The sequence below is a fragment of the Brasilonema sennae CENA114 genome (genome assembly GCF_006968745.1).
GTDB classification, from domain to species: Bacteria; Cyanobacteriota; Cyanobacteriia; order Cyanobacteriales; family Nostocaceae; genus Brasilonema; species Brasilonema sennae.
Genome location: NZ_CP030118.1, coordinates 7,399,921 through 7,418,785, shown reverse-complemented (window position 1 = coordinate 7,418,785; position 18,865 = coordinate 7,399,921). Strand labels below are relative to the sequence as shown.

Genomic DNA, 18,865 nt, shown 5'->3' with positions numbered 1-18,865 from the left:
GATTTTATAAAGGAATAGAGTATAGTACTATCCGCCCTATCTGTCTCTTTCCTGTTTAGTAAAGAAATATTAAGACTTTTTCAGATTTCTTGTTCATTCTTTGTTTTTGTAAACACACGCCATGAATTATCCCATTCCAGACAGCCCACAAGAAATTGTTGCCTTGAGACAAAAACCGATTGATGAAGAAATGGTTGCTGCTGCGATCGCTGGTGTCATCAAAATTGTTCGTGCTCAAGGTCAATCCTTAGAAGATTTAACTGCCCAAGTGCTAGCCGACGACAGCCTGCTAGATTTACAACAAAGACGTTGGCTTAGCCAAGTCGTTGCTCAAGCTTGGGAAAATTTCTCGTAACAGAGGTTTGGTGGTTAGTCAATCGCACTCTTTGCGCGCGAGAAGTGAGTTGTGATCAAACAACTAATAACTAACAACTAATCATACAGTCAACTCACAAAGCCAAATTGCCAATCACCTTCGTGGTGTGGGAGCTTTAATAAATTGTCTGGGATTGGCAATCTTGACAATAAACTCACAACTCATCATCAATGATGGTTCAGTTTCCACTCGAAGTACTCAAAGCTGCCTCAGCTTGAGAGTGTAACAGAAGACCGTATTCTAAACCTTCTACCACAGCTTGATAAGAAGCCTCCAAAATATTTGTGGAAACGCCCACTGTTGTCCAGCGTTGATGACTATTACGCGACTCTACCAAAACGCGGGTTTTCGCTGCAGTCCCCGTGTGTCCATTCAGAATCCGTACTTTATAATCTGTTAACTCAAACTCAGCTATCTGGGGATAGAAATTCCTCAAAGCCTTGCGTAAAGCAGCATCCAAAGCTGCAACCGGTCCGTTTCCATCCGCCGCTTCTAGAATATCTCTATTCTTGACAGCAACTTTTATAGTGGCGACAGCGTTAGTCGTTTCTTTCCCCTCAACCAAATCACAATGAACTTGAAAACCTTTGATTTCAAAGAAAGACTGGCGACGACCTAACGCTTGGCGCATCAACAACTCAAAACTTGCGTCTGCTGCTTCAAATTGATATCCTTCGCTCTCTAAAGCTTTGAGACGTTGCAGAATTTCCCCTGTTGCTGGATTATTCTTATCCAGTTCAATACCAAAAGTGCGAGCTTTTGCTAAAACGTTACTCATTCCAGACTGTTCAGAAATTACAATGCGGCGACAATTTCCGACTTGTTCTGGTTGAATGTGTTCGTAAGTCAGAGGATTGCGTTCCACAGCCGATACATGAAGACCACCTTTGTGAGCAAAAGCCGAACGTCCCACAAAGGCAGCATGTTCGTCAGGAGCAAGATTAACAACTTCACTTACAAAGCGACTGGTTTGTGTCAGTTCCGACAATCGACTATCTTCAATACACGTGTAACCTAGCTTCAGTTGTAAATTGGGAATTAACGAACAGAGGTTGGCATTACCGCAGCGCTCACCATATCCGTTGATGGTACCTTGTACCATCTTCACTCCTGCCATGACAGCAGCCAAAGCGTTGGCAACTGCGGTATCAGAATCGTTGTGAGTATGAATTCCTAGTTGAGTATTGTCGGGAATTGCTTTTACCACATCTGTGACAATTTGAGTCATTTCATGGGGTAAAGTGCCGCCATTCGTATCGCAAAGAGCTATCCATTCAGCACCAGCAGAGATTGCGGTCTTTAGGGTCTGTAAAGCGTAATCTGGATTTTGCTTATAGCCATCAAACCAGTGTTCTGCATCGTATATCACACGACGTCCTTGAGAACGAAGATACTCAATCGTATCCTGTATCATCGCTAAATTTTCTGTGAGGGTTGTTCTGAGTCCTTCTGTGACGTGTAAATCCCAAGACTTACCAACAATTGTCACCCACCGAGTGCCAGCAGCAAGAATTGCTTGCAACATTGGATCATCTCCTGCTGTTTTCTGAGGACGTCGGGTGTAGCAAAACGCAACAATCTCTGCTTGTTGAAGCGGCTCTTCTTGGAGATGCCAGAAAAATTGTACATCTTTGGGATTTGCCCCAGGCCAACCTCCTTCTATAAAAGGAATTCCCAGTTGATCTAATCTCCGGGCAATGCGTAATTTATCTTCTATGGACACCGATAACCCTTCACGTTGAGTGCCATCCCGTAGCGTTGTGTCATAGATCCAAAGTTGGTGTGAGGAATTTGCGGTCATAAGATACGAACTCTTGGAGACAACTTTCAAGGTAATGTGTAAGTATACTTAAGGATAGGACAATCAAAGTTACGCAGAGCACTTCTTTATTGAGGAGAATTCAGAACACAGAATTTAGAATGTCCTCGTCAAACAATTTGGAGGATTTCACCAGAGTACAAATACCGTTTCTTCGGCGTAATCAGAGTTCTGAGTCCAATAAGAAAAATTAAGATAAAATACTTCCGGACTCATTGCTTTAAACTCAGAACTGGTAAGTCAAGCATCGTTTATTTGAGGTTTCGGCAGGATTCCCCATCATTGTAAAGTGGGGGTGTTGAGTGTAGCGCCCCTGCTCTCTACCGCTAATTGTATAGTGTCAACAGAAATATGCACAAGCGACTTGAGTTTTTTCGAGTCTTGAGTTATCGATTATATATTGTTTCTGTATTTTTCGGCATCGAAATGAATTGTTACAATACAACAAAAACCTAATTTAGTGATCACAAATGCCCAAGGCACAAACTCAAGGTAAGACAGCTGGGCTACTCGCCCTTGTCAGACAAGGACAAGAGTTTCATTCAGAAACGCCTTGGCACTATACGGGCGAACGCGGAGCCAATCTGCCGCAAATATTGCTGCAAAAAGGTGTTGACCTCTACAATAACGATGCTAAGGTAGTAGACTATTGGAACCTTGGTAGCTGCGATCCTTGTGCAGTTCTTCTAGAAGGTAAAGTGTCAATAGCTCAAGCGCAAAAAACGCGGCGGTCACTAGCTCCCCATTCTTCGGTTATCTTGGGTGCGTAAGCCATGTCAAACCAAGGTTTTGGGCAATGTGAAACTGACAAGATTTAATTAATTTTCAGCGGAACCCCAGGTTCTCAAAAACTTTGGACATCACAAGCTTAAGACGGAGAAATTAACGATATGGGTAGATGGACACCACTTATTCTTATGGCTGGAGGCTTAGCAATTTTGCTCGGGACATTGCTAGGCATTAGTTTTCCTATGGGTGGACAAAATAGTGCACAAGCACCTACACCCACAACTACACAAGCACCGAAAGAATCAAAAGTTCTCCCAGCTAATATTAATGTTAATAGCACTGCGGCTGGAAACGGTTCTGCGGACAGGAAAAACAACATTACTGCTCAGACAAATCAGAACAGCAATACAAATAATAGCCAAAAACAAGATGATGACACAGACGCTGTTGACAACCAGCCAACAGGTGGTCAATCATCAGGTGGTAAATCATCAGGAAACAATCAATCACCTAAAGACACAAATCAGAATCAGAGCAACGAACCAATTCGTGCCTTATGGTAGTAGCTCATAAGTTAGAAGTTGCAACTTATGAGTTACAAGTTATGAGTTATGCGTTATGAGTTATAAGTCACGAGTTATTAGTCCAAAGTCCATTGACAATTGACTATTGACTCTTGACTAATCACTAATGACTAATGACTAATGACTAGTGACGTTTTAATTATTGGTGGCGGCGTCATCAGTATGGCGATCGCCATTGAATTAAAGTTACGCGGTGCCAAAGTAACAGTTGTCAGCCGCGATATTCAGGCTGCTGCGACTCATGCTGCAGCTGGGATGTTAGCACCTGGTGCTGAAAGAATCTCAGACCAGGCAATGCAAGAGTTATGCACGCGCTCTCTGTATTTATACCCTGACTGGACGCGTAAGCTCGAAGAGTTTACTAGTATCAATACTGGTTATTGGTCCTGCGGTATCCTGGCTCCAGTTTATCAAGACCAGACAAGGGGACAAGGGGAAAAAGCGGCGAAACAGGAAAAGAGTGACAGAGGGAGGGAAACTTCTCTCCCTGATTCCTCTTCCCCTGCTTACTGGCTAGAAAAAGAAGCCATTCATCAATATCAGCCAGGATTGGGAGAAGAAGTCCTTGGGGGTTGGTGGTATCCTGAAGACGCACAAGTAGATAATAGGGCATTAGCGCAAGCCCTGCTAGCAGCGGCTAAATCCCTTGGCGTTGAACTCAAAGAAGGTATTGTCGTAGAAGGAATTCAACAGCAGCAACGGCAAGTTGTTGGTGTGCAAACGAGTACAGGAGTCCTTCATGCACAACATTACGTTTTGGCAGCAGGTGCTTGGTCAAATTCATTGTTTCCTTTGCCGGTGCGTCCTGTCAAAGGTCAAATGCTGAGTGTGAAAGTACCAGAATTTGTGCCAGATTTGCCCTTGACACGGGTTTTGTATGGAGAGAAAATTTACATAGTACCGAGGCGCGACAGACGAATTATTATTGGTGCGACAGTTGAAGATGTCGGTTTAACTCCCCACAACACACCAGTAGGAATTCAAACCTTACTACAAAGAGCTATTCGTCTATTTCCTCAAATACAAAATTACCCCATTCAGGAGTTATGGTGGGGATTTCGTCCTGCAACTCCAGATGAATTACCTATTCTTGGCACCAGTCCTTGTGAAAACTTAACCATTGCCACAGGTCATTATCGTAATGGTATTCTTCTAGCACCTATAACAGCAAGATTGCTGGCTGATTTGATTCTCGAACAAAAAACAGACCCTTTACTCTGTGATTTCCACTACTCGCGCTTCCACACCAAGTCATCTACTACCCCAATGGTTACTTACCCCACACTCAAAACTCAGAATTCAGAACTCACAACTGAGAACTTCGACAAATCTCAGCTACGAAACTCAGAACTCAGCACTTTGGAAGATTCACCACTCCAAATAGCCGGAAAAACTTTCCAATCTCGCTTGATGACGGGAACTGGCAAGTATCGCAGCATCGAGGATATGCAGCAAAGTGTGACTGCAAGTGGTTGTCAAATTGTCACTGTTGCGGTAAGGCGAGTACAAACCAATGCCCCAGGACATGAAGGTTTAGCCGAAGCATTAGATTGGACAAAAATCTGGATGTTACCTAATACCGCCGGTTGTCAAACAGCAGAAGAGGCAATTCGCGTCGCACGTTTGGGGCGAGAGATGGCAAAACTTTTAGGACAGGAAGACAACAACTTCGTTAAATTAGAAGTGATTCCTGACCCTAAGTATTTGCTACCAGATCCGATTGGTACTTTACAAGCAGCAGAACAGTTGGTGAAAGAAGGTTTTGCTGTGTTGCCTTATATCAATGCAGACCCTATGCTGGCGAGGCATTTGGAAGAAGCTGGCTGTGCAACGGTGATGCCTTTAGCCTCACCCATTGGTTCCGGACAAGGATTGAAAACGACTGCAAATATTCAAATCATCATTGAAAATGCTAAGGTGCCAGTGGTGGTAGATGCGGGCATTGGAGCACCTTCAGAGGCGGCGCAAGCAATGGAAATGGGCGCAGATGCTTTGTTGATTAATAGTGCGATCGCCCTGGCACAAAACTCGCCTGCAATGGCTCATGCCATGAATTTGGCAACAGTTGCAGGTCGTTTGGCTTATCTTGCTGGCAGAATGCCTCTCAAAAGTTATGCTATTGCCAGTTCACCCTTGACTGGGACGATTACTAGTTAGTCCTGAATCAAACTTTTAAGAAACACAGGGAACTGTTCCCTGTTCCCTGTTCCCTAACTAATGACTAAAATAACGATTTGTATCATATGTTTAAGAGCAAATATAACGTTTATGTTAAATTAAATGAATGAACATAATAAGGAATTATACTCATGCCTTACACAACTGAAGAGGGTGGTCGTCTAAATAACTTTGCCCGTGAACCCAAAATTTATAAAGCAGAAATTCCTAGCGATGGTCAAAAGCGAAACTACGTTATATTGGGAATTACTGCTACAATTTTAGTTAGTGCCTTGATTTTTGTCGCTTTCTCTGTTTCCGCCCTTGGTTGATAAAGAGTTATATTAGGAACTTAGTAATTTCATTTTTTAAGTTTTCTCAGGCTCAGGGTTTTATCGGAGCCTGGGTTATTGTTATATATAATAAATATTTATAATAAGTTATTTCAAAGATTTTTTCGGTTTAAAGTGTAATTGTATACTTAGCTTCTTTGATCTTTCCATGAATAGATTTATCCTGAGCAAAGCAACAATGACCTGAAAATTCTAGTCATGGTTAGATTTACTGGCTGTTTGCATGCACCCCAAGGGGGTATATCCACTGCGTTTTGGCTCTCTAGCCGCCATGAGCGTAAATGAAAGTACACACTCAGATAATTTTGCGTGGAATCGGCAAGTGTATCATCGCCTAAAACTTGCTCTTAGTCTCGGTTTAAGACGACAAATCTTTTTGGCGGTGTGTGATGATTTAAACCTGAGAAATCAGGTGGCGGCGCGTTTGCATTCAACTTTGGCTTATCCTGTTGGGCAAGTGCTGTATCAGCCATCAAATACACAGGAAGCTAGCACACCAGCCTATCCCCGATTAGTCACCTTGCGGCTGAATTTAAGCGATCCTAATCTTATAGCTCAGATAAATCAGTGGTTATCTAATTATCCACCACCGATTGTTGGAGCATCGAAAGACAATCCAGGGCGATCATTACCAGTACCAGCGTTTCAGATTGTAGGTGTAGAACATCTCACTAAACAACCAGTAGCAGTACAGCGGCTATTTTTGCACTATCTGCGTTTGACTGAGCAACAACTGTCTAACTTTGAATCCAGTTTACTGTTGTGGGTGCCGCGTCCTTGGTTATATGCTATCCAGCAATCAGCACCACAGTTTTGGCGTTACCGTACTGGTGTTTTTGTCTTCGCTGGAGAACCCACACCGACAAATCAAAACAAAACCTCACCAGAACGTTTTTCTGGTTCTAGAAGTTTGGAGTTAGCCAATGTTGAGCAACCTATTTTAGAAGAATCAGTCATTCAAGATGATTTCGATTTTCCAACAAAAACATTAGTGAATAGTGGACAAAAACCGCAGGAGGTTCCTCCGTCAAAATCGGAAAAATTAACAAACCAACCTCTTCAAGAGGAATCCACTGATAAAGTCAGTACCAAGGATAGCTCATTGCCTCAGCAGACATCTCATATTAGCAAAGAGTTAGCAGAGCTAGTACTAGCAACGATGAACACGGCAATTGCTCAAGACGATGAACACAACTTACAAGTCAAGCAAATTTTGGAGGAGATAGAAGAATTACACGCCCAACAAGCTTCAAACGTCAAGCTAGGAGCAGCTTATCATCACCTAGGAAACTTATATCGCCTTCGTATTGAACAAGGACAGCCTACCTTAGAAAACTTAATGGTGGCAATTCTTACCTATCAAGAATCAATCACTCATGATGACGATTCACCCCAAGTTCCTGATACCTTAAATGACTTGGGTACACTCTACTGGATGCTTTACCGCACACCACCCAATTCTGAGGAGGGACAAGCTTACATAGAGCAAGGAATTGAATTTTATCATTTGGCGTTGAAGCTGATTTCATCAGAAAGCCACCCTGAAACATATGCTCGCGTACAAAATAATTTAGGGACAGCTTATGGTGATTTGGCTCGTTTTACTAACCCTGCTGAAAACTGGCAACAAGCAGTTTTAGCTTACAGCGAAGCACTCTCCCTGCGTACGGCTCAAATAGAACCATTAAAGTATGCTGCTTGCCAAAACAATTTAGGGACAGCTTACTGGCATTTAGCACAATACAATCAACCAGTTGAGCATCTCAAGAAAGCCATTGCAGCTTACAAACTCGCGCTTGCTTATTACAATCCCGAGGAAGAACCGCTTAAATATGGGATGATTCAAAACAATATAGGCACGGCATACTGGAATATTGCACAGTACGAACAACCACCAGAAAATCTGCACTCCGCTATTGATGCTTACCGCGAAGCACTGAAATATCGAACTCCTGCTAATGTTCCTCCTGCTTGCGCCGCCACCCAAAATAACCTTGGAACTGCCTATTGGCACCTAGCAAATCAATCACAAACTTCCAAAGATGAGCGGCAAAAGTTGTTAGAACAGTGCATTAGTTCATATGAAGAAGCACTTACCCTTGCTCATTCACTTAGCGGTATGCCTTTGAATTTTGATCTGTTAGCCACTCACAATAATCTCGCACTCGCTCATTTTCAATTAGCAACAGACCAGTATTTTGATGGTGAGAAAGCAACTCGTTCTAAACATTTAGAAGCAGCATTAGATAATCACTTGCAAGCTTTGAATGGAATGAGTAAACAACCTGAAGCTTATCAAACAACTTTTGGTTATGTGGTCAAGACGATTCGTGCTTTCCACAGTGAATTAGGCATACAGGGGCAAAATTTAGCTTTGTCTAAAGTTCCTGGTCAATTGTTACCGGAGATTCTGCCTAAGTTGTAATGAGTGGGTTATTAGTTGTTAGTTGGTCAAAGCAATTTTCTTAACTTGTCAAAAATGCATACAGATACATGCTGAACGCAAAAAACGCAACGATAACAGGTATAAAAATGCTAACCTCTAGTTTCCGTGTCTTCAAGATTTCTAGATAAGACATAGGAATAATCACAAACCATAAGCCAGTTGTTATTACAAGCATCACCAAATTTAAAAACTTTCCTTCTGGAGAAGAGTTTGGATGCCGAATAGAAAAAATTAACCAATTCACAAAAAAATAGCAGGTTATCAGTAGGTAACTAACAACCAAAGCCAGTTGAATCTTGTCCACGATAGGCACTCCTCAAGCTAACTTTATCTGAAAAAGAATGCTTAAAGCGCTAACTTTTTCGGAAAATTGACAAAATATGAATTTATTTTCAAATCAAAAAGTATTTTTACTTTACAAATCAGCCTAAATACTAGCAGATCTCTGTATTTATTAAAAGTGAGAAAGTTAGGTTATTTCTATAAAAAAAGTAGGAAAGGTAGAAAATTTGAGAATTTTGCAATTAGGACTTATATATTGATAGAAGTACAAGTATATACGCCTTATATACTGAATTAAGTTTTGTAAAGGCACAAGCTTGTAGCGTGGGCATTACCTACCAAAATCTGAAAATATATTAAAGCAGTGCTCACCTTACTTTGATTCACCAAATATCATCTCAGTGAAATCTGGGATTTGGGGTTGGAAGCTCTTTAGTCCTGGTAAATTCTGCTCAACGTTAAAAAACTTCAAAATACTGCAAGTCACACTAATTCATTGAGCGTTGATAAAATGCGATCGCTCAATACCCAACGATTAGAATTAGGCTTAATCCAACGCTTTTCTTCTTCATTGAAGTTACGCTGTTCAATGATTGCTGCTTGTAAATTTTTCTTCTGGTGAGCATCCAATTTAGACACCATTTTTCCAACTGCCCGCAATGCACTTGTTTGCTCAAACGCTGTTTCTGAACGATTAACTAAGTGTAAAACCAAATCAAAATAAATTACATCACTAGACCACTCAGCAACAGAAAGTCCTAGTAAACGTTTACCTTGGTCATCTGATTGCAGAAGGTCTTTAACTTCTTGTACAGTATATTTAACTTCTGGAGCTAAAGCACGCATGCGTCCACTCACAGATTCCATCTCAAATGTTCGCTGTGCTCCAAAAGGCATTGTCGTTCTTAGTTCCTTATAGCGTTCGGCTAAGCGCTCCATTTCTTGTCTGGCGTCTGACACAGGAACTGTTGATGCGTAAACTTTCTGCCATTCTCGACGAATTTGGCGCATTTCTTCTTGCTGTTTCGGTGGAGCAACTTCTTCTGCTTTCTTAGTTTGCTCAATAAGAAATCCGAGTGAATCACCAGTTAATGATTCTAGCATTGTCTTCATACCTGAGCCACCAATTTCTCCCAAAGGTGTTTTGAGTGCTCCTCCACTTAAAGCAAAAACTTTTAATATAGATGGTAACCAAATCAACGACAAAAAAATAGCTGTTGTATTTGTAACTTTAAATTTAAATGAAAATAATTCTTTTTTACTCCAGCCTACTTCACAAGTACTTAGAAGAATAAGAATAATACTAATAATTAACCATTTTTTAGGAAGTTGGAAGATGCGTTGCAGTAGCCAATCTACTGCTTCCCTAGCAATTACACTTTTACCAGACTCAGAATTATCGGATTTACTATCCATACTTTTGTTTGTGTTGTTTTAGCTTTCAACGGAGCGTGAGAATCACCAATAACGCTCCACTTCAAGATTATTTTCGTCTGCAGCTTTTAGAATTGCACCCCGGAACAATTCATGTTTTAGTGAGTAAATGCTTTCTGGTAGACAGGTGAGCAGATCTTTAGCAGACTCATAAATTGCGATCGCCTCTTCACCATTATGAGCATTGTGGTAAATAATCCCCTGAATGTCAGGGTATATTTCTTTTTGTTCATAAAAGTAGCGCGACCAAGCTTGACTCATACCGCGTTTGTCTGTCTTTGCTAATGTTGCCTCATTCGCACCAGCTCGCATTGCACCCGAACCACGTACATCCAATAATTTTAAGCGACTTGTGCAAGTGATCATAGCAATCTGGTGGTCAGTAATTTCTATACAGCCTGTATCCCCAAAAACTTCCACTAAACAGCTCGAAAGTAAAGGTGCAGGCGCAGCATAGTATATCCCACGTTCTGGATCTTTCCATGCTTTGCGTTCCAATGGTTTATAGCAAGCAGGAGCAGCAAAATGTTTTTCTGGGATAAGTATCTCCTCTGTCCACAACCCACAAGTATTATTATTCTCTTGTGCAACACCAACACAGGAACACTCTCCCAAATGATGGTCAAAGCGATGAAGTGGACCCCAAAAACGAAAGGTTAGGGCGTCAGTATTAAATTCGTCGGGGCGAAAAATTCTTAAAAGTTCTGTTCCTTTTTTTAATCTATAAAATTTTGGTCTCGGCTTGCGAAGGCAAGAAGGGGGGGATGTTATTATTACCACATTTGTTACTCCTGTTCCGATTGATAGATAAAATTCGGAGATTTAGCGTTCCATTAGCCTTGAAACGTAGCAGAATCTAAAGTTAGAAACTCTGTCAGCTGGAAGATCCACAAGCTATACACATCATTCCGGAAATTTTTTGTAAGTTCAATAAAAATTTTTAGTATAACTTCAGTAATTTTCTTAATTATCATTTTTATAAATAAAAATACTGAAAACCCAGGTGGCTGGGAACACCTGGGTTTGTAAATTTAGTACCATTTGATGAATGAACTCTAATACATCGTCAATAGACTCCCACGGAACACGCCTCAGCAATAACTTCCTCTTTTTGACCGCTTTTCAAGGCTTCTATGGGCGTAAGCCCGTTTAAAGCTTTGTTATGTCGAGTTAACCAACTAATTTTGGACATAGCAGGAACATTGAGAGCATTTAAAACGTCTGGTAGTCCAGCAATGACGCCATCTGGTCCTTGAGGATCGAATTGCCAGGTGGGAAATTTCCAAACTCCATTGTCTTGAACTGCAATTAAACTGTTCTTTTTTAAACGATCATGCGGAGTTTGACGAGTTGTATTGAGCATTTGGGCGACTTGAGGAGCAGTTAATGAAGATTTGAGTAACTCTTGTCTCCAGTGAAAATTTTTAGTCAAGGCAGCAAATTCTAATTTACTTCGCTCTTCATCACTAATTTTATTGGCACCAAGTTTGGCAGCAAACTCAATTTCAGCCTTAGAGTACTTTGCCTTACTAGAAGTGCTTTCCATTTGTTCCGCCAAACATTTAATTTCGTCCGGGTGTAGTGAATTCAGATAATCTTGAAACCCCCTTGCTATCCGCAACAGCGGTTGCATTACGTCGTTGTCGCAAGGAGCATCTATTGTCACGTTAATTCCAGTCATTATTTCACCTCGTTTGACATTCTCATCATTTGTTATCCGATAAATTGAATTGATGTAAGAGATGTCAAGTAACTACAATTCCAGTATTCTATGTTCCTGAGTGAGTTAAGGTGAGAGTATAGATTGAGTATTGTATGACTTATGCATGACTTATGAAAAATCAGCTAATATACATATAACAACTATTTCTGATGGAGTATAATGAGCCGGCGATCGCTTCAAGCATCTGCTGAGGGTATGAAAAAAGCGCAAGCTGCGCTGATTCGTAATTCACTAACGCAGCAGGCGTTAGCTGAGGAACTGAGTATTAGCCGTCAGCCAGTTAGCAAGTTTTTTCAAGGTAAACCAGTTGATCGCTATATTTTTGTCACAATCTGCGAAAAACTAGGATTGGAATGGGATGAGATTGCGAGTTTCTGCTCACTTCCAGATGTAGATGATGCAGCAAGTACTTCCCAGATGGAGAGTCTGGTGCAGACTGTACGAGAAAAAGTTCACGACAGTATTGCCAGACGTTGTAGCATAATTCGGCTCCTAGATAAAGAGCAACCAGTAAGCTTGGAGAGTATATACACTGATGTCTATATTTTAGAGAGAGTCACTGGACGCAGGCGGCTTTCCCTTGCTCAATTGTATGAGAGTTCTGACAAGAACAAGATTTACCAAAAACGGATCTCAGGACTCGAAAGGGTAGAACGCTACAACAAGCATTGGATTTGGGGAAAACCAGGTTCGGGTAAAACGACGTTTTTGAAATGGGTAGCAACTCAATGTAATTCCGATCAGTTTTTGTCGAATCTTGTCCCAATTTTTATCACCCTTAAGGACTTTGCTGAAACTAAAGGGCAACCAAGCTTGTTGGACTACATCACAGTACAATTTGAGGAATGTGGAGTTGTTGAACCTCAAACAGTTCTCACGCTTTTGACTCAAGGGCGATCGCTACTTTTATTAGATGGATTAGATGAAGTCAAAAAAACTGAGCTTAACCGAGTGCTACAGGAGATTCGCAACGTTTCAACGCGGTTTTGTGCCAATTCTATAGTTATAACTTGCCGGATTGCAGCGCTGGAATATACTTTTGAAGAATTCACCGAAGTGGAAGTTGCCGATTTTGATGACCAACAAATCGCTGACTTTGCCGCCAAATGGTTTCAAGCTCAAGATACGCTACAAGCAGAACGCTTTGTGCAAAAGCTGCAAGCAAGTCAGCCGCTTAAAGAACTAGCAAGTAATCCCTTGCTGCTGACTCTGTTATGCTTGGTGTTTGACGAAACAGCAGATTTTCCAACTCATTGTTTGCAGCTTTATCAAGAAGCAGTAGATTTATTACTCAAAAAATGGGATGCCAAACGCGGTATTGAGCGAAATCAGGTTTATAAACAATCTCGGCAGGATAAAGAAGATATGCTAAGTCAAATTGCTTGGACGACCTTTGAACGTGGCGAGTACTTCTTCAAGGTAAGTGCCGTTAAGCAAGGGATATCCCATCATATCCATACATCTCCTGAGAATAGCACCTTTTTAGAAACACTTCAAGTTGACAGCGAAGATATTTTGAAATCTATAGAAGCTCAGCATGGTTTACTGGTTGAGCGAGCAAGAGGTATTTACTCCTTTGGCCACATCATCTTTCAGAAATACTTTGCTGCCAGAAAAATTGTTGCTAGTCCACCATCACATGCACAAGAAGCTTTTCAAAACCTTGTCTGCCATATGAGTGAGAAACGCTGGCGAGAAGTCTTTTTGTTCGCAGTCCAGATGTTGCCAAACCCAGACTACCTGTTGCAGTTGATGAAACGCCAACTCGATAGTCTTGTGGCGGATGATGAAACCCAATATGACAATGCAAAACAGTTGTTGATTGATTGCCTTAATAACCCAAGTTGCTAATTATGCACAAATGCGATATCCTGCCATAAGTTTGCCCATCCGGCAATTGCCCTTTTGGGACCATCGCCCAGTATGTGCCCACCAGAGTTCGTTGGAAGGAACCCTTAAAACATCTTTTTAACTTAAGTTAATTTTCTTTTTGTCAATTACCATTTTCATTTATCATAAGAAAACATCACAACTACCATCAGAACAATTGTAGAAATACGACTCTAGGGAGAAAATATTGAAATATCTTTATAAGTTCCCAAAAGTCCCATTTCATTTACGAGCAAGCAATTTAGCTGAAGTAATTTACCCTGGTTTATTCCGGTTCACTTAGTTAAGTTCCTTTTGAAAAAAGTTTTTGCAAATGACAACAGTAATAGATAATTCATCTAGAAGTAAACTTTGGCGGGCTGCAATTAAGCTTCCTATTTACAGTGTTGCTCTCATACCTCTGTGGGTGGGTACAACTGTGGCGATCGCAGAGACTAGAAACTTTAATTCCACAAATTTTTTGATTTTTTTATTTGCATCTATTTGCATTCAGGTTTGGGTTAATGTTAGTAATGATGTGTTTGATGCTGAAACAGGGGTAGATGTCAATAAACTACACTCTCTTATTAATTTGACGGGCAAAGAAACATCAAATTTCTGGTTGTGGTTTGGTAATTCCTTTTTAATTATAGGTGTATTAACAACATCGCTATTAGCTTTTTGGCAAAAAGATGTCACACTTCTTATCTTAGTTTTACTTGCATGTTTGTTAGGTTACAGTTACCAAGGGCCTCCCTTTCGATTCGGCTACAAAGGTATAGGTGAAATAATTTGCTTCATCACCTATGGTCCATTGTCTGTGAGTGCAGCTTATTACAATCAAAATCCAACTTGGTCCCTAACTGCTTTAGCTGCTTCAGTCATTGTAGGATTAGTAACCTGCTTAATTTTGTTCTGCTCGCATTTTCACCAAGTTGAAGATGATTTAGCTGGAGGGAAGTATTCACCTGTTGTACGTTTGGGTACCGCAAAATCTGCGCAGGTTTTGTCTTGGTGGGGATATGGAATATATTTTTTAATTGCTGTCTTCGTTTTATTAAAAATATTTCCACCGCTGAGTTTGCTAAGTTTTCTAAGTCTTTTTTACGCTCTGAAATTATTTACTCATGTCAATAATTATCATGACCAGCCTAATCAGGTGAGTAACTCTAAGTTTATTGCTGTGTCCATGTACTTGAGCCTTGGACTCTTATTAGGAATCGGATTTTTACTTCCGAGTGTCTAATGACTATTAAGTATAGCAGTCGCCAGGTAGATTAGGACACGAACTAATGAGAAAACACCCTCACCAAGAGACTTTCAAGTCTATTCCCTGTTAAGCGTTCCCTGCTATAAGTGGACATAAATAAACTTCACTATGTCCGGAGTGCTTACGCTTCGTATGCCCTCCCTTTCCTGCTGCGCTAACGCGGCGGACGCATAATATTTTTATCCAACTACTTAACAACCAAGTCAACATCAGTGAGAAAACTAAAATGTCCCAGAACACAAATTACTCCTCTGTCACTCCAACCCAAGCAACCAAATTAGAAGGAGATGACAAACGCAACTATATTCGTAATCTCTTTGACGATATTGCTACTCGTTATGATTTCTTAAGAACTCTTGTTTTTCTTGGGCACACTAGTTTATGGTATCGACAAGCTTTACGCGATTTACAACTGCAACCAGGTGAAAAAATACTAGATGTTGGTTGTGGTACTGGAGAGTCTACCAGATGTTTGAATCGCTTCTATCCTGGAATACAAATTGAGGGAATGGATCTTTCCCCTGGAATGCTGAGCGTAGCTCGTAGCATGGACGCTGACAGTAACTATTTTGAAGGTGATGTGTGTTCAATTCCTCGCCCTGATTGCACATATGACGTAGTGGTAACGGCGTTTACTTTCCGTAACTTTCCAAATCGTGAAGTGTCACTTGCACAAATGTTAAGAGTCCTACGTCCAGGAGGACGTTTACTCATACTCGACCATTTTTATCCAGAAAAACCTGTGCTGTGGAGAAACATTTATACTATCTGGATGAGTAAGATTGTACCCCAGATTGTACGTCCTTTTATTGCCGATACAACTCCATATCGCTACTTAGCCCAAAGCATTATTAATCAGTTAAAGATGCCTGATTTTATCCAATTAATAGAAACTAGCGGAGCAAAAGTAACAAAGACAAATACTTATACCGGAGGTGCAGCAGGTAGATTAATAGCGGTACGTCACCCCTTCGCTTAATTCAAAATTCAAAATTCAAAGTTCAAAATTAAGAACCCCACAGACGCCAGGTGCTAAGAAAGCGGGAAGCCCTTCGGGTATCTCCTGCGGAGACGCTACGCGAACGCAGTCGCCTAGGTCGGGAAACCCCTTCGGGTTCGCCAGATGCCTGCGGAGGGAGACCCTCCCGCAGCACTGGTCTCACCTCCTGCAGCGCTGTCTCACCGCCTCCGGCGTCTACAAGTCGGGAAACCCGCTGTTAGCACCTGGCTCATGAATCCGGGGGCTTGAAATAATGATGCTGCGCTTTTTATACCTCCATTCAGAAATTCTTGGCGCAAGACTGTTGGTCCAATCCAAACTAAAATCCAAAATTCATGCAATTCAAAAATGCATGAATTAAAAATTCTTTAATTCTTTTTGAATTTTTAATTTTTAATTTGAGCTTGGTCGTGGGTCAATCTTAAAGTATACTGCGCCAAAAGATAGGACTCTTCTTTGGTTTTTGCGAAGCAACGTACACTTTATCAGTTATCAAGTACCCACAGTACCAGTTACCAGTGATCAATTGTTCACTGTTTACTGTTCACTGTTCACTGTTAAGCGTTCCCTGTTCCCTATTAAGCGTCTGCGCAAGCGATTCTGACAAATCAAATCGGATTGCCATAGCAGGATAGAGTTTTTTGAGACAGAACTTCATACAAGGAGATGCTTAAACATTTACCTGTTTTGAAGTCGTAAACGACTGTCTCATTGCTTCAATCTCAATGACGATTAATAATTTTTTGGAGACAATTAGATGCTTAGGGTTTATGGGTTTAACGAATCAGGTAACTGTTACAAAGTCAAGTTATTATTGAAACAGTTATGTAGACAATTTGAATGGGTAAATATTGATATTCTGAAAAAAGAGAATCGTACTCCTGATTTTTTGGCTAAAAACCCTCATGGAAAAGTCCCCTTATTAGAAACTGAGACAGGAACATTTCTTTGGGAGTCAAACGCTATTTTGTGTTATCTCAGTGAAGGCACTAATTTCTTACCAAGTAACCGACTCGAACATGCTCAAACATTACAATGGCTTTTCTTTGAGCAGTACAGCCACGCGCCAAATCTTGCGATCGCTCGCTACATCACTCGCTATCTTGGCGCACCATCCGAGTACCAGCAAACTTTGACTGCCAAAAGAGAGTTAGGTTACGTGGCTCTCGATATCATGGAAAAACATTTGACAACTAGGCAGTTTTTTCTAGGAGACCGTTACACAATAGCAGATATTGCTCTCTACGCTTATACTCACGTAGCTGATGAGGGTGGCTTTGATTTGACTAACTATCGGTTTATTAAAACTTGGCTTGAGTTAGTTAGAACCCAGCCTAATCATATTACCATGAATAGTTTGGAGCAGGCATATGTGTAACTAGTAACTTGTGTTTGGACTGCTAATAACCGGCGATACGCAAGAGCTAAAGCGTATGCGCAAAGCGCACGCTGCGCGAACGACTGCCCTTCGGCAAGCTCAGGGACCGCGCTCACCGTCGAAGTCCAGAGGCTTATCGCTTGAAGTCACTTAAACAATAAAATCCCCTCCAGGAAGAAAGTAATACCAATTTGAAAAAAGAATGCGACAGATACACATTCCCAAACTCTCCTGTAATATTGAGAACTAGAACTAGAAAACATACGATACCAACGATTGTTTTTCCAGTGTTTCCAGCTAGCAGATTGCAATGCAAATCAACGGCTAAAGAAATCAGTTGCTCGTTCCATCTCTGCTTACTCATAATAGTGCCTGTGTAGGGGTTGACAAAAACGCTACTTATTTGAGCAAGTGAAATTTCCGTCACTGGATTATCCGGTGGATGGAAAACGTCAAGCACGTAAGGTGCGTCTGGTGTTATGGGTATGTATAAACGCGCAAATTTAGTATTTGGTTCCCAATCTAACGCTCACTACAAAACTGCATAAGTTGATTCGTCTTACATCTATTAAGAATGCAGACAAGTTAAGGATATGAGTGCTTGACTTCTGTTGAGCAACTCAAACCAGAGCTTATGCATACAAGAAACTTTTTGTCAATGCGTAAGTCCTACTTGTAAAGAAAGTGATTTTGGAGAAAGTTCCATGGGCATTAATGATGGATTGATAGGCTATTGGCAATTTGATGAAGCGGAAGGGACTACTGTCCTGGATAGATCAGGCAATGATAATCGTGGCTTGATCATCAATGGCACTCGAAGTGACGGCAGATACGGCAAAGCGGTAGAACTTAGCGGTAGCGATGACTCACATGTCAGTATTCCTGGTTCGGCAAGCCTGAATAGCCTGGTTGATCAGATTACTGTGACAGCTTGGGTATTTCCAAATGTAGCCCCGGTAGGTTTTAAAGTTGTCGTTTCTAGACAAGTTGGTACTCTTTTGCATCCTGATCAGTTTTATTTAGGCTTTGGTCCAAAAAATGACGTAATGCATTATAAGTGGCATCTTGGCACAGATGACGCTGGCACTTTGCGTGAAGGCGAGATTTACAGTGGTACTCCAGATAGCAATCGCTGGATACATATGGCAGGAACCTATGATGGAAATATCATGCGTCTTTTTGTTGATGGCATCGAAATTGACACTAGCCCTCTGAGTGGAAATATTCTAGTAGATGATAATCCTGTCACTATTGGTGGGGAAGAAAATGGACCAGCGCTTCAGGTCGTGGATGGGGAATTTGAAGGACTAATTGATGAGGTTCGCATCTATAACCGTGCCTTGGGTGCATCTGAAATTCGTGAAATTTTTAACCTTGACTCAGAATTGGCTTCAGTGTGATTTTGACTCTTCCTTAATATTTTGAGTCTCCTCATTCACGAATGA

General features: G+C 41.1%; 16 protein-coding genes. 11 read left to right on the top strand and 5 right to left on the bottom strand.

The genetic code is table 11. The features are described from left to right. Nucleotides 1-121 precede the first annotated feature (121 nt). Nucleotides 122-355, top strand: coding sequence for a hypothetical protein (locus tag DP114_RS30900; RefSeq protein WP_048866956.1), 234 nt, complete (start codon nt 122-124; stop codon nt 353-355). Between the two features lie 199 nt (nt 356-554). On the opposite strand, the gene cimA is transcribed toward DP114_RS30900, so the two are convergent. Beyond that, the gene (cimA, locus tag DP114_RS30895; protein ID WP_169265746.1) at nt 555-2,177 is read right to left on the bottom strand and encodes a citramalate synthase; all 1,623 of its coding nucleotides are present in this window, start codon (nt 2,175-2,177) and stop codon (nt 555-557) included. 488 nt (nt 2,178-2,665) lie between these two features. On the opposite strand from cimA, the gene DP114_RS35515 reads away from it, so the two are divergent. The 5 genes from DP114_RS35515 (at nt 2,666) to DP114_RS30870 (ending at nt 8,443) form a co-directional block, all read left to right on the top strand. Beyond that, complete coding sequence (locus DP114_RS35515; protein WP_246162915.1) at nt 2,666-2,965, top strand: hypothetical protein; 300 nt, start codon at nt 2,666-2,668, stop codon at nt 2,963-2,965. A 120-nt stretch (nt 2,966-3,085) separates the two neighbouring features. Next, entirely contained in the window at nt 3,086-3,487 is a 402-nt protein-coding gene (locus DP114_RS30885; RefSeq protein ID WP_169265745.1) for a hypothetical protein, read from the top strand. A gap of 141 nt (nt 3,488-3,628) precedes the next feature. Further along, entirely contained in the window at nt 3,629-5,665 is a 2,037-nt protein-coding gene (thiO, locus tag DP114_RS35985) for a glycine oxidase ThiO (protein ID WP_171977948.1), read from the top strand. Between the two features lie 152 nt (nt 5,666-5,817). After that, the gene (psb34, locus tag DP114_RS30875) at nt 5,818-5,997 is read left to right on the top strand and encodes a photosystem II assembly protein Psb34 (protein WP_169265743.1); all 180 of its coding nucleotides are present in this window, start codon (nt 5,818-5,820) and stop codon (nt 5,995-5,997) included. A 292-nt stretch (nt 5,998-6,289) separates the two neighbouring features. Continuing rightward, on the top strand, nt 6,290-8,443 hold the full coding sequence (locus DP114_RS30870) for a tetratricopeptide repeat protein (RefSeq protein ID WP_171977947.1): 2,154 nt from the start codon (nt 6,290-6,292) through the stop codon (nt 8,441-8,443). Nucleotides 8,444-9,229: 786 nt separating this feature from the next. Here DP114_RS30870 and DP114_RS30865 read toward each other — a convergent pair. The 3 genes from DP114_RS30865 to DP114_RS30855 all read right to left on the bottom strand — a co-directional run bounded on the left by DP114_RS30865 (nt 9,230) and on the right by DP114_RS30855 (nt 11,861). Next, on the bottom strand, nt 9,230-10,162 hold the full coding sequence (locus DP114_RS30865; RefSeq protein WP_169265741.1) for a hypothetical protein: 933 nt from the start codon (nt 10,160-10,162) through the stop codon (nt 9,230-9,232). Nucleotides 10,163-10,204: 42 nt separating this feature from the next. After that, complete coding sequence (locus tag DP114_RS30860) at nt 10,205-10,960, bottom strand: RES domain-containing protein (protein WP_169265740.1); 756 nt, start codon at nt 10,958-10,960, stop codon at nt 10,205-10,207. Nucleotides 10,961-11,246: 286 nt separating this feature from the next. Continuing rightward, nucleotides 11,247-11,861, bottom strand: a complete 615-nt coding sequence (locus tag DP114_RS30855; protein ID WP_169265739.1) for a hypothetical protein — start codon at nt 11,859-11,861, stop codon at nt 11,247-11,249. Nucleotides 11,862-12,062: 201 nt separating this feature from the next. Here DP114_RS30855 and DP114_RS30850 point away from each other — a divergent pair, with 201 nt between their 5' ends. The 4 genes from DP114_RS30850 to DP114_RS30835 all read left to right on the top strand — a co-directional run bounded on the left by DP114_RS30850 (nt 12,063) and on the right by DP114_RS30835 (nt 17,420). Beyond that, complete coding sequence (locus DP114_RS30850) at nt 12,063-13,754, top strand: NACHT domain-containing protein (protein ID WP_169265738.1); 1,692 nt, start codon at nt 12,063-12,065, stop codon at nt 13,752-13,754. A 352-nt stretch (nt 13,755-14,106) separates the two neighbouring features. Continuing rightward, nucleotides 14,107-15,018 (top strand): 2-carboxy-1,4-naphthoquinone phytyltransferase, encoded by a 912-nt coding sequence (menA, locus tag DP114_RS30845; protein ID WP_169265737.1) that lies wholly within the window; start codon nt 14,107-14,109, stop codon nt 15,016-15,018. Between the two features lie 250 nt (nt 15,019-15,268). After that, nucleotides 15,269-16,021: a class I SAM-dependent methyltransferase gene (locus DP114_RS30840; protein WP_169265736.1), complete on the top strand. Its 753-nt coding sequence runs from the start codon at nt 15,269-15,271 to the stop codon at nt 16,019-16,021. A 778-nt stretch (nt 16,022-16,799) separates the two neighbouring features. Beyond that, nucleotides 16,800-17,420: a glutathione S-transferase family protein gene (locus DP114_RS30835; RefSeq protein WP_169266248.1), complete on the top strand. Its 621-nt coding sequence runs from the start codon at nt 16,800-16,802 to the stop codon at nt 17,418-17,420. Between the two features lie 133 nt (nt 17,421-17,553). Here DP114_RS30835 and DP114_RS36460 read toward each other — a convergent pair whose 3' ends face one another. Further along, nucleotides 17,554-17,880, bottom strand: coding sequence for a PepSY domain-containing protein (locus tag DP114_RS36460; RefSeq protein ID WP_169266249.1), 327 nt, complete (start codon nt 17,878-17,880; stop codon nt 17,554-17,556). A 244-nt stretch (nt 17,881-18,124) separates the two neighbouring features. On the opposite strand from DP114_RS36460, the gene DP114_RS30825 reads away from it, so the two are divergent. Next, nucleotides 18,125-18,820, top strand: a complete 696-nt coding sequence (locus DP114_RS30825; RefSeq protein ID WP_169266250.1) for a LamG domain-containing protein — start codon at nt 18,125-18,127, stop codon at nt 18,818-18,820. The last annotated feature ends 45 nt before the right edge of the window (nt 18,821-18,865 follow it).

Excerpts from the sequence above, each read along its gene's own strand:
- DP114_RS35515 (WP_246162915.1), top strand. The coding sequence starts at position 2,666 with ATGCCCAAGGCACAAACTCAAGGTAAGACAGCTGGGCTACTCGCCCTT.
- DP114_RS30900 (WP_048866956.1), top strand. The coding sequence starts at position 122 with ATGAATTATCCCATTCCAGACAGCCCACAAGAAATTGTTGCCTTGAGA.
- DP114_RS30850 (WP_169265738.1), top strand. The coding sequence starts at position 12,063 with ATGAGCCGGCGATCGCTTCAAGCATCTGCTGAGGGTATGAAAAAAGCG.
- DP114_RS30835 (WP_169266248.1), top strand. The coding sequence starts at position 16,800 with ATGCTTAGGGTTTATGGGTTTAACGAATCAGGTAACTGTTACAAAGTC.
- DP114_RS30855 (WP_169265739.1), bottom strand. The coding sequence starts at position 11,861 with ATGACTGGAATTAACGTGACAATAGATGCTCCTTGCGACAACGACGTA.
- psb34 (WP_169265743.1), top strand. The coding sequence starts at position 5,818 with ATGCCTTACACAACTGAAGAGGGTGGTCGTCTAAATAACTTTGCCCGT.
- DP114_RS30840 (WP_169265736.1), top strand. The coding sequence starts at position 15,269 with ATGTCCCAGAACACAAATTACTCCTCTGTCACTCCAACCCAAGCAACC.
- DP114_RS30825 (WP_169266250.1), top strand. The coding sequence starts at position 18,125 with ATGGGCATTAATGATGGATTGATAGGCTATTGGCAATTTGATGAAGCG.
- thiO (WP_171977948.1), top strand. The coding sequence starts at position 3,629 with ATGACTAGTGACGTTTTAATTATTGGTGGCGGCGTCATCAGTATGGCG.
- cimA (WP_169265746.1), bottom strand. The coding sequence starts at position 2,177 with ATGACCGCAAATTCCTCACACCAACTTTGGATCTATGACACAACGCTA.
- DP114_RS30870 (WP_171977947.1), top strand. The coding sequence starts at position 6,290 with ATGAGCGTAAATGAAAGTACACACTCAGATAATTTTGCGTGGAATCGG.
- DP114_RS30885 (WP_169265745.1), top strand. The coding sequence starts at position 3,086 with ATGGGTAGATGGACACCACTTATTCTTATGGCTGGAGGCTTAGCAATT.
- menA (WP_169265737.1), top strand. The coding sequence starts at position 14,107 with ATGACAACAGTAATAGATAATTCATCTAGAAGTAAACTTTGGCGGGCT.
- DP114_RS30865 (WP_169265741.1), bottom strand. The coding sequence starts at position 10,162 with ATGGATAGTAAATCCGATAATTCTGAGTCTGGTAAAAGTGTAATTGCT.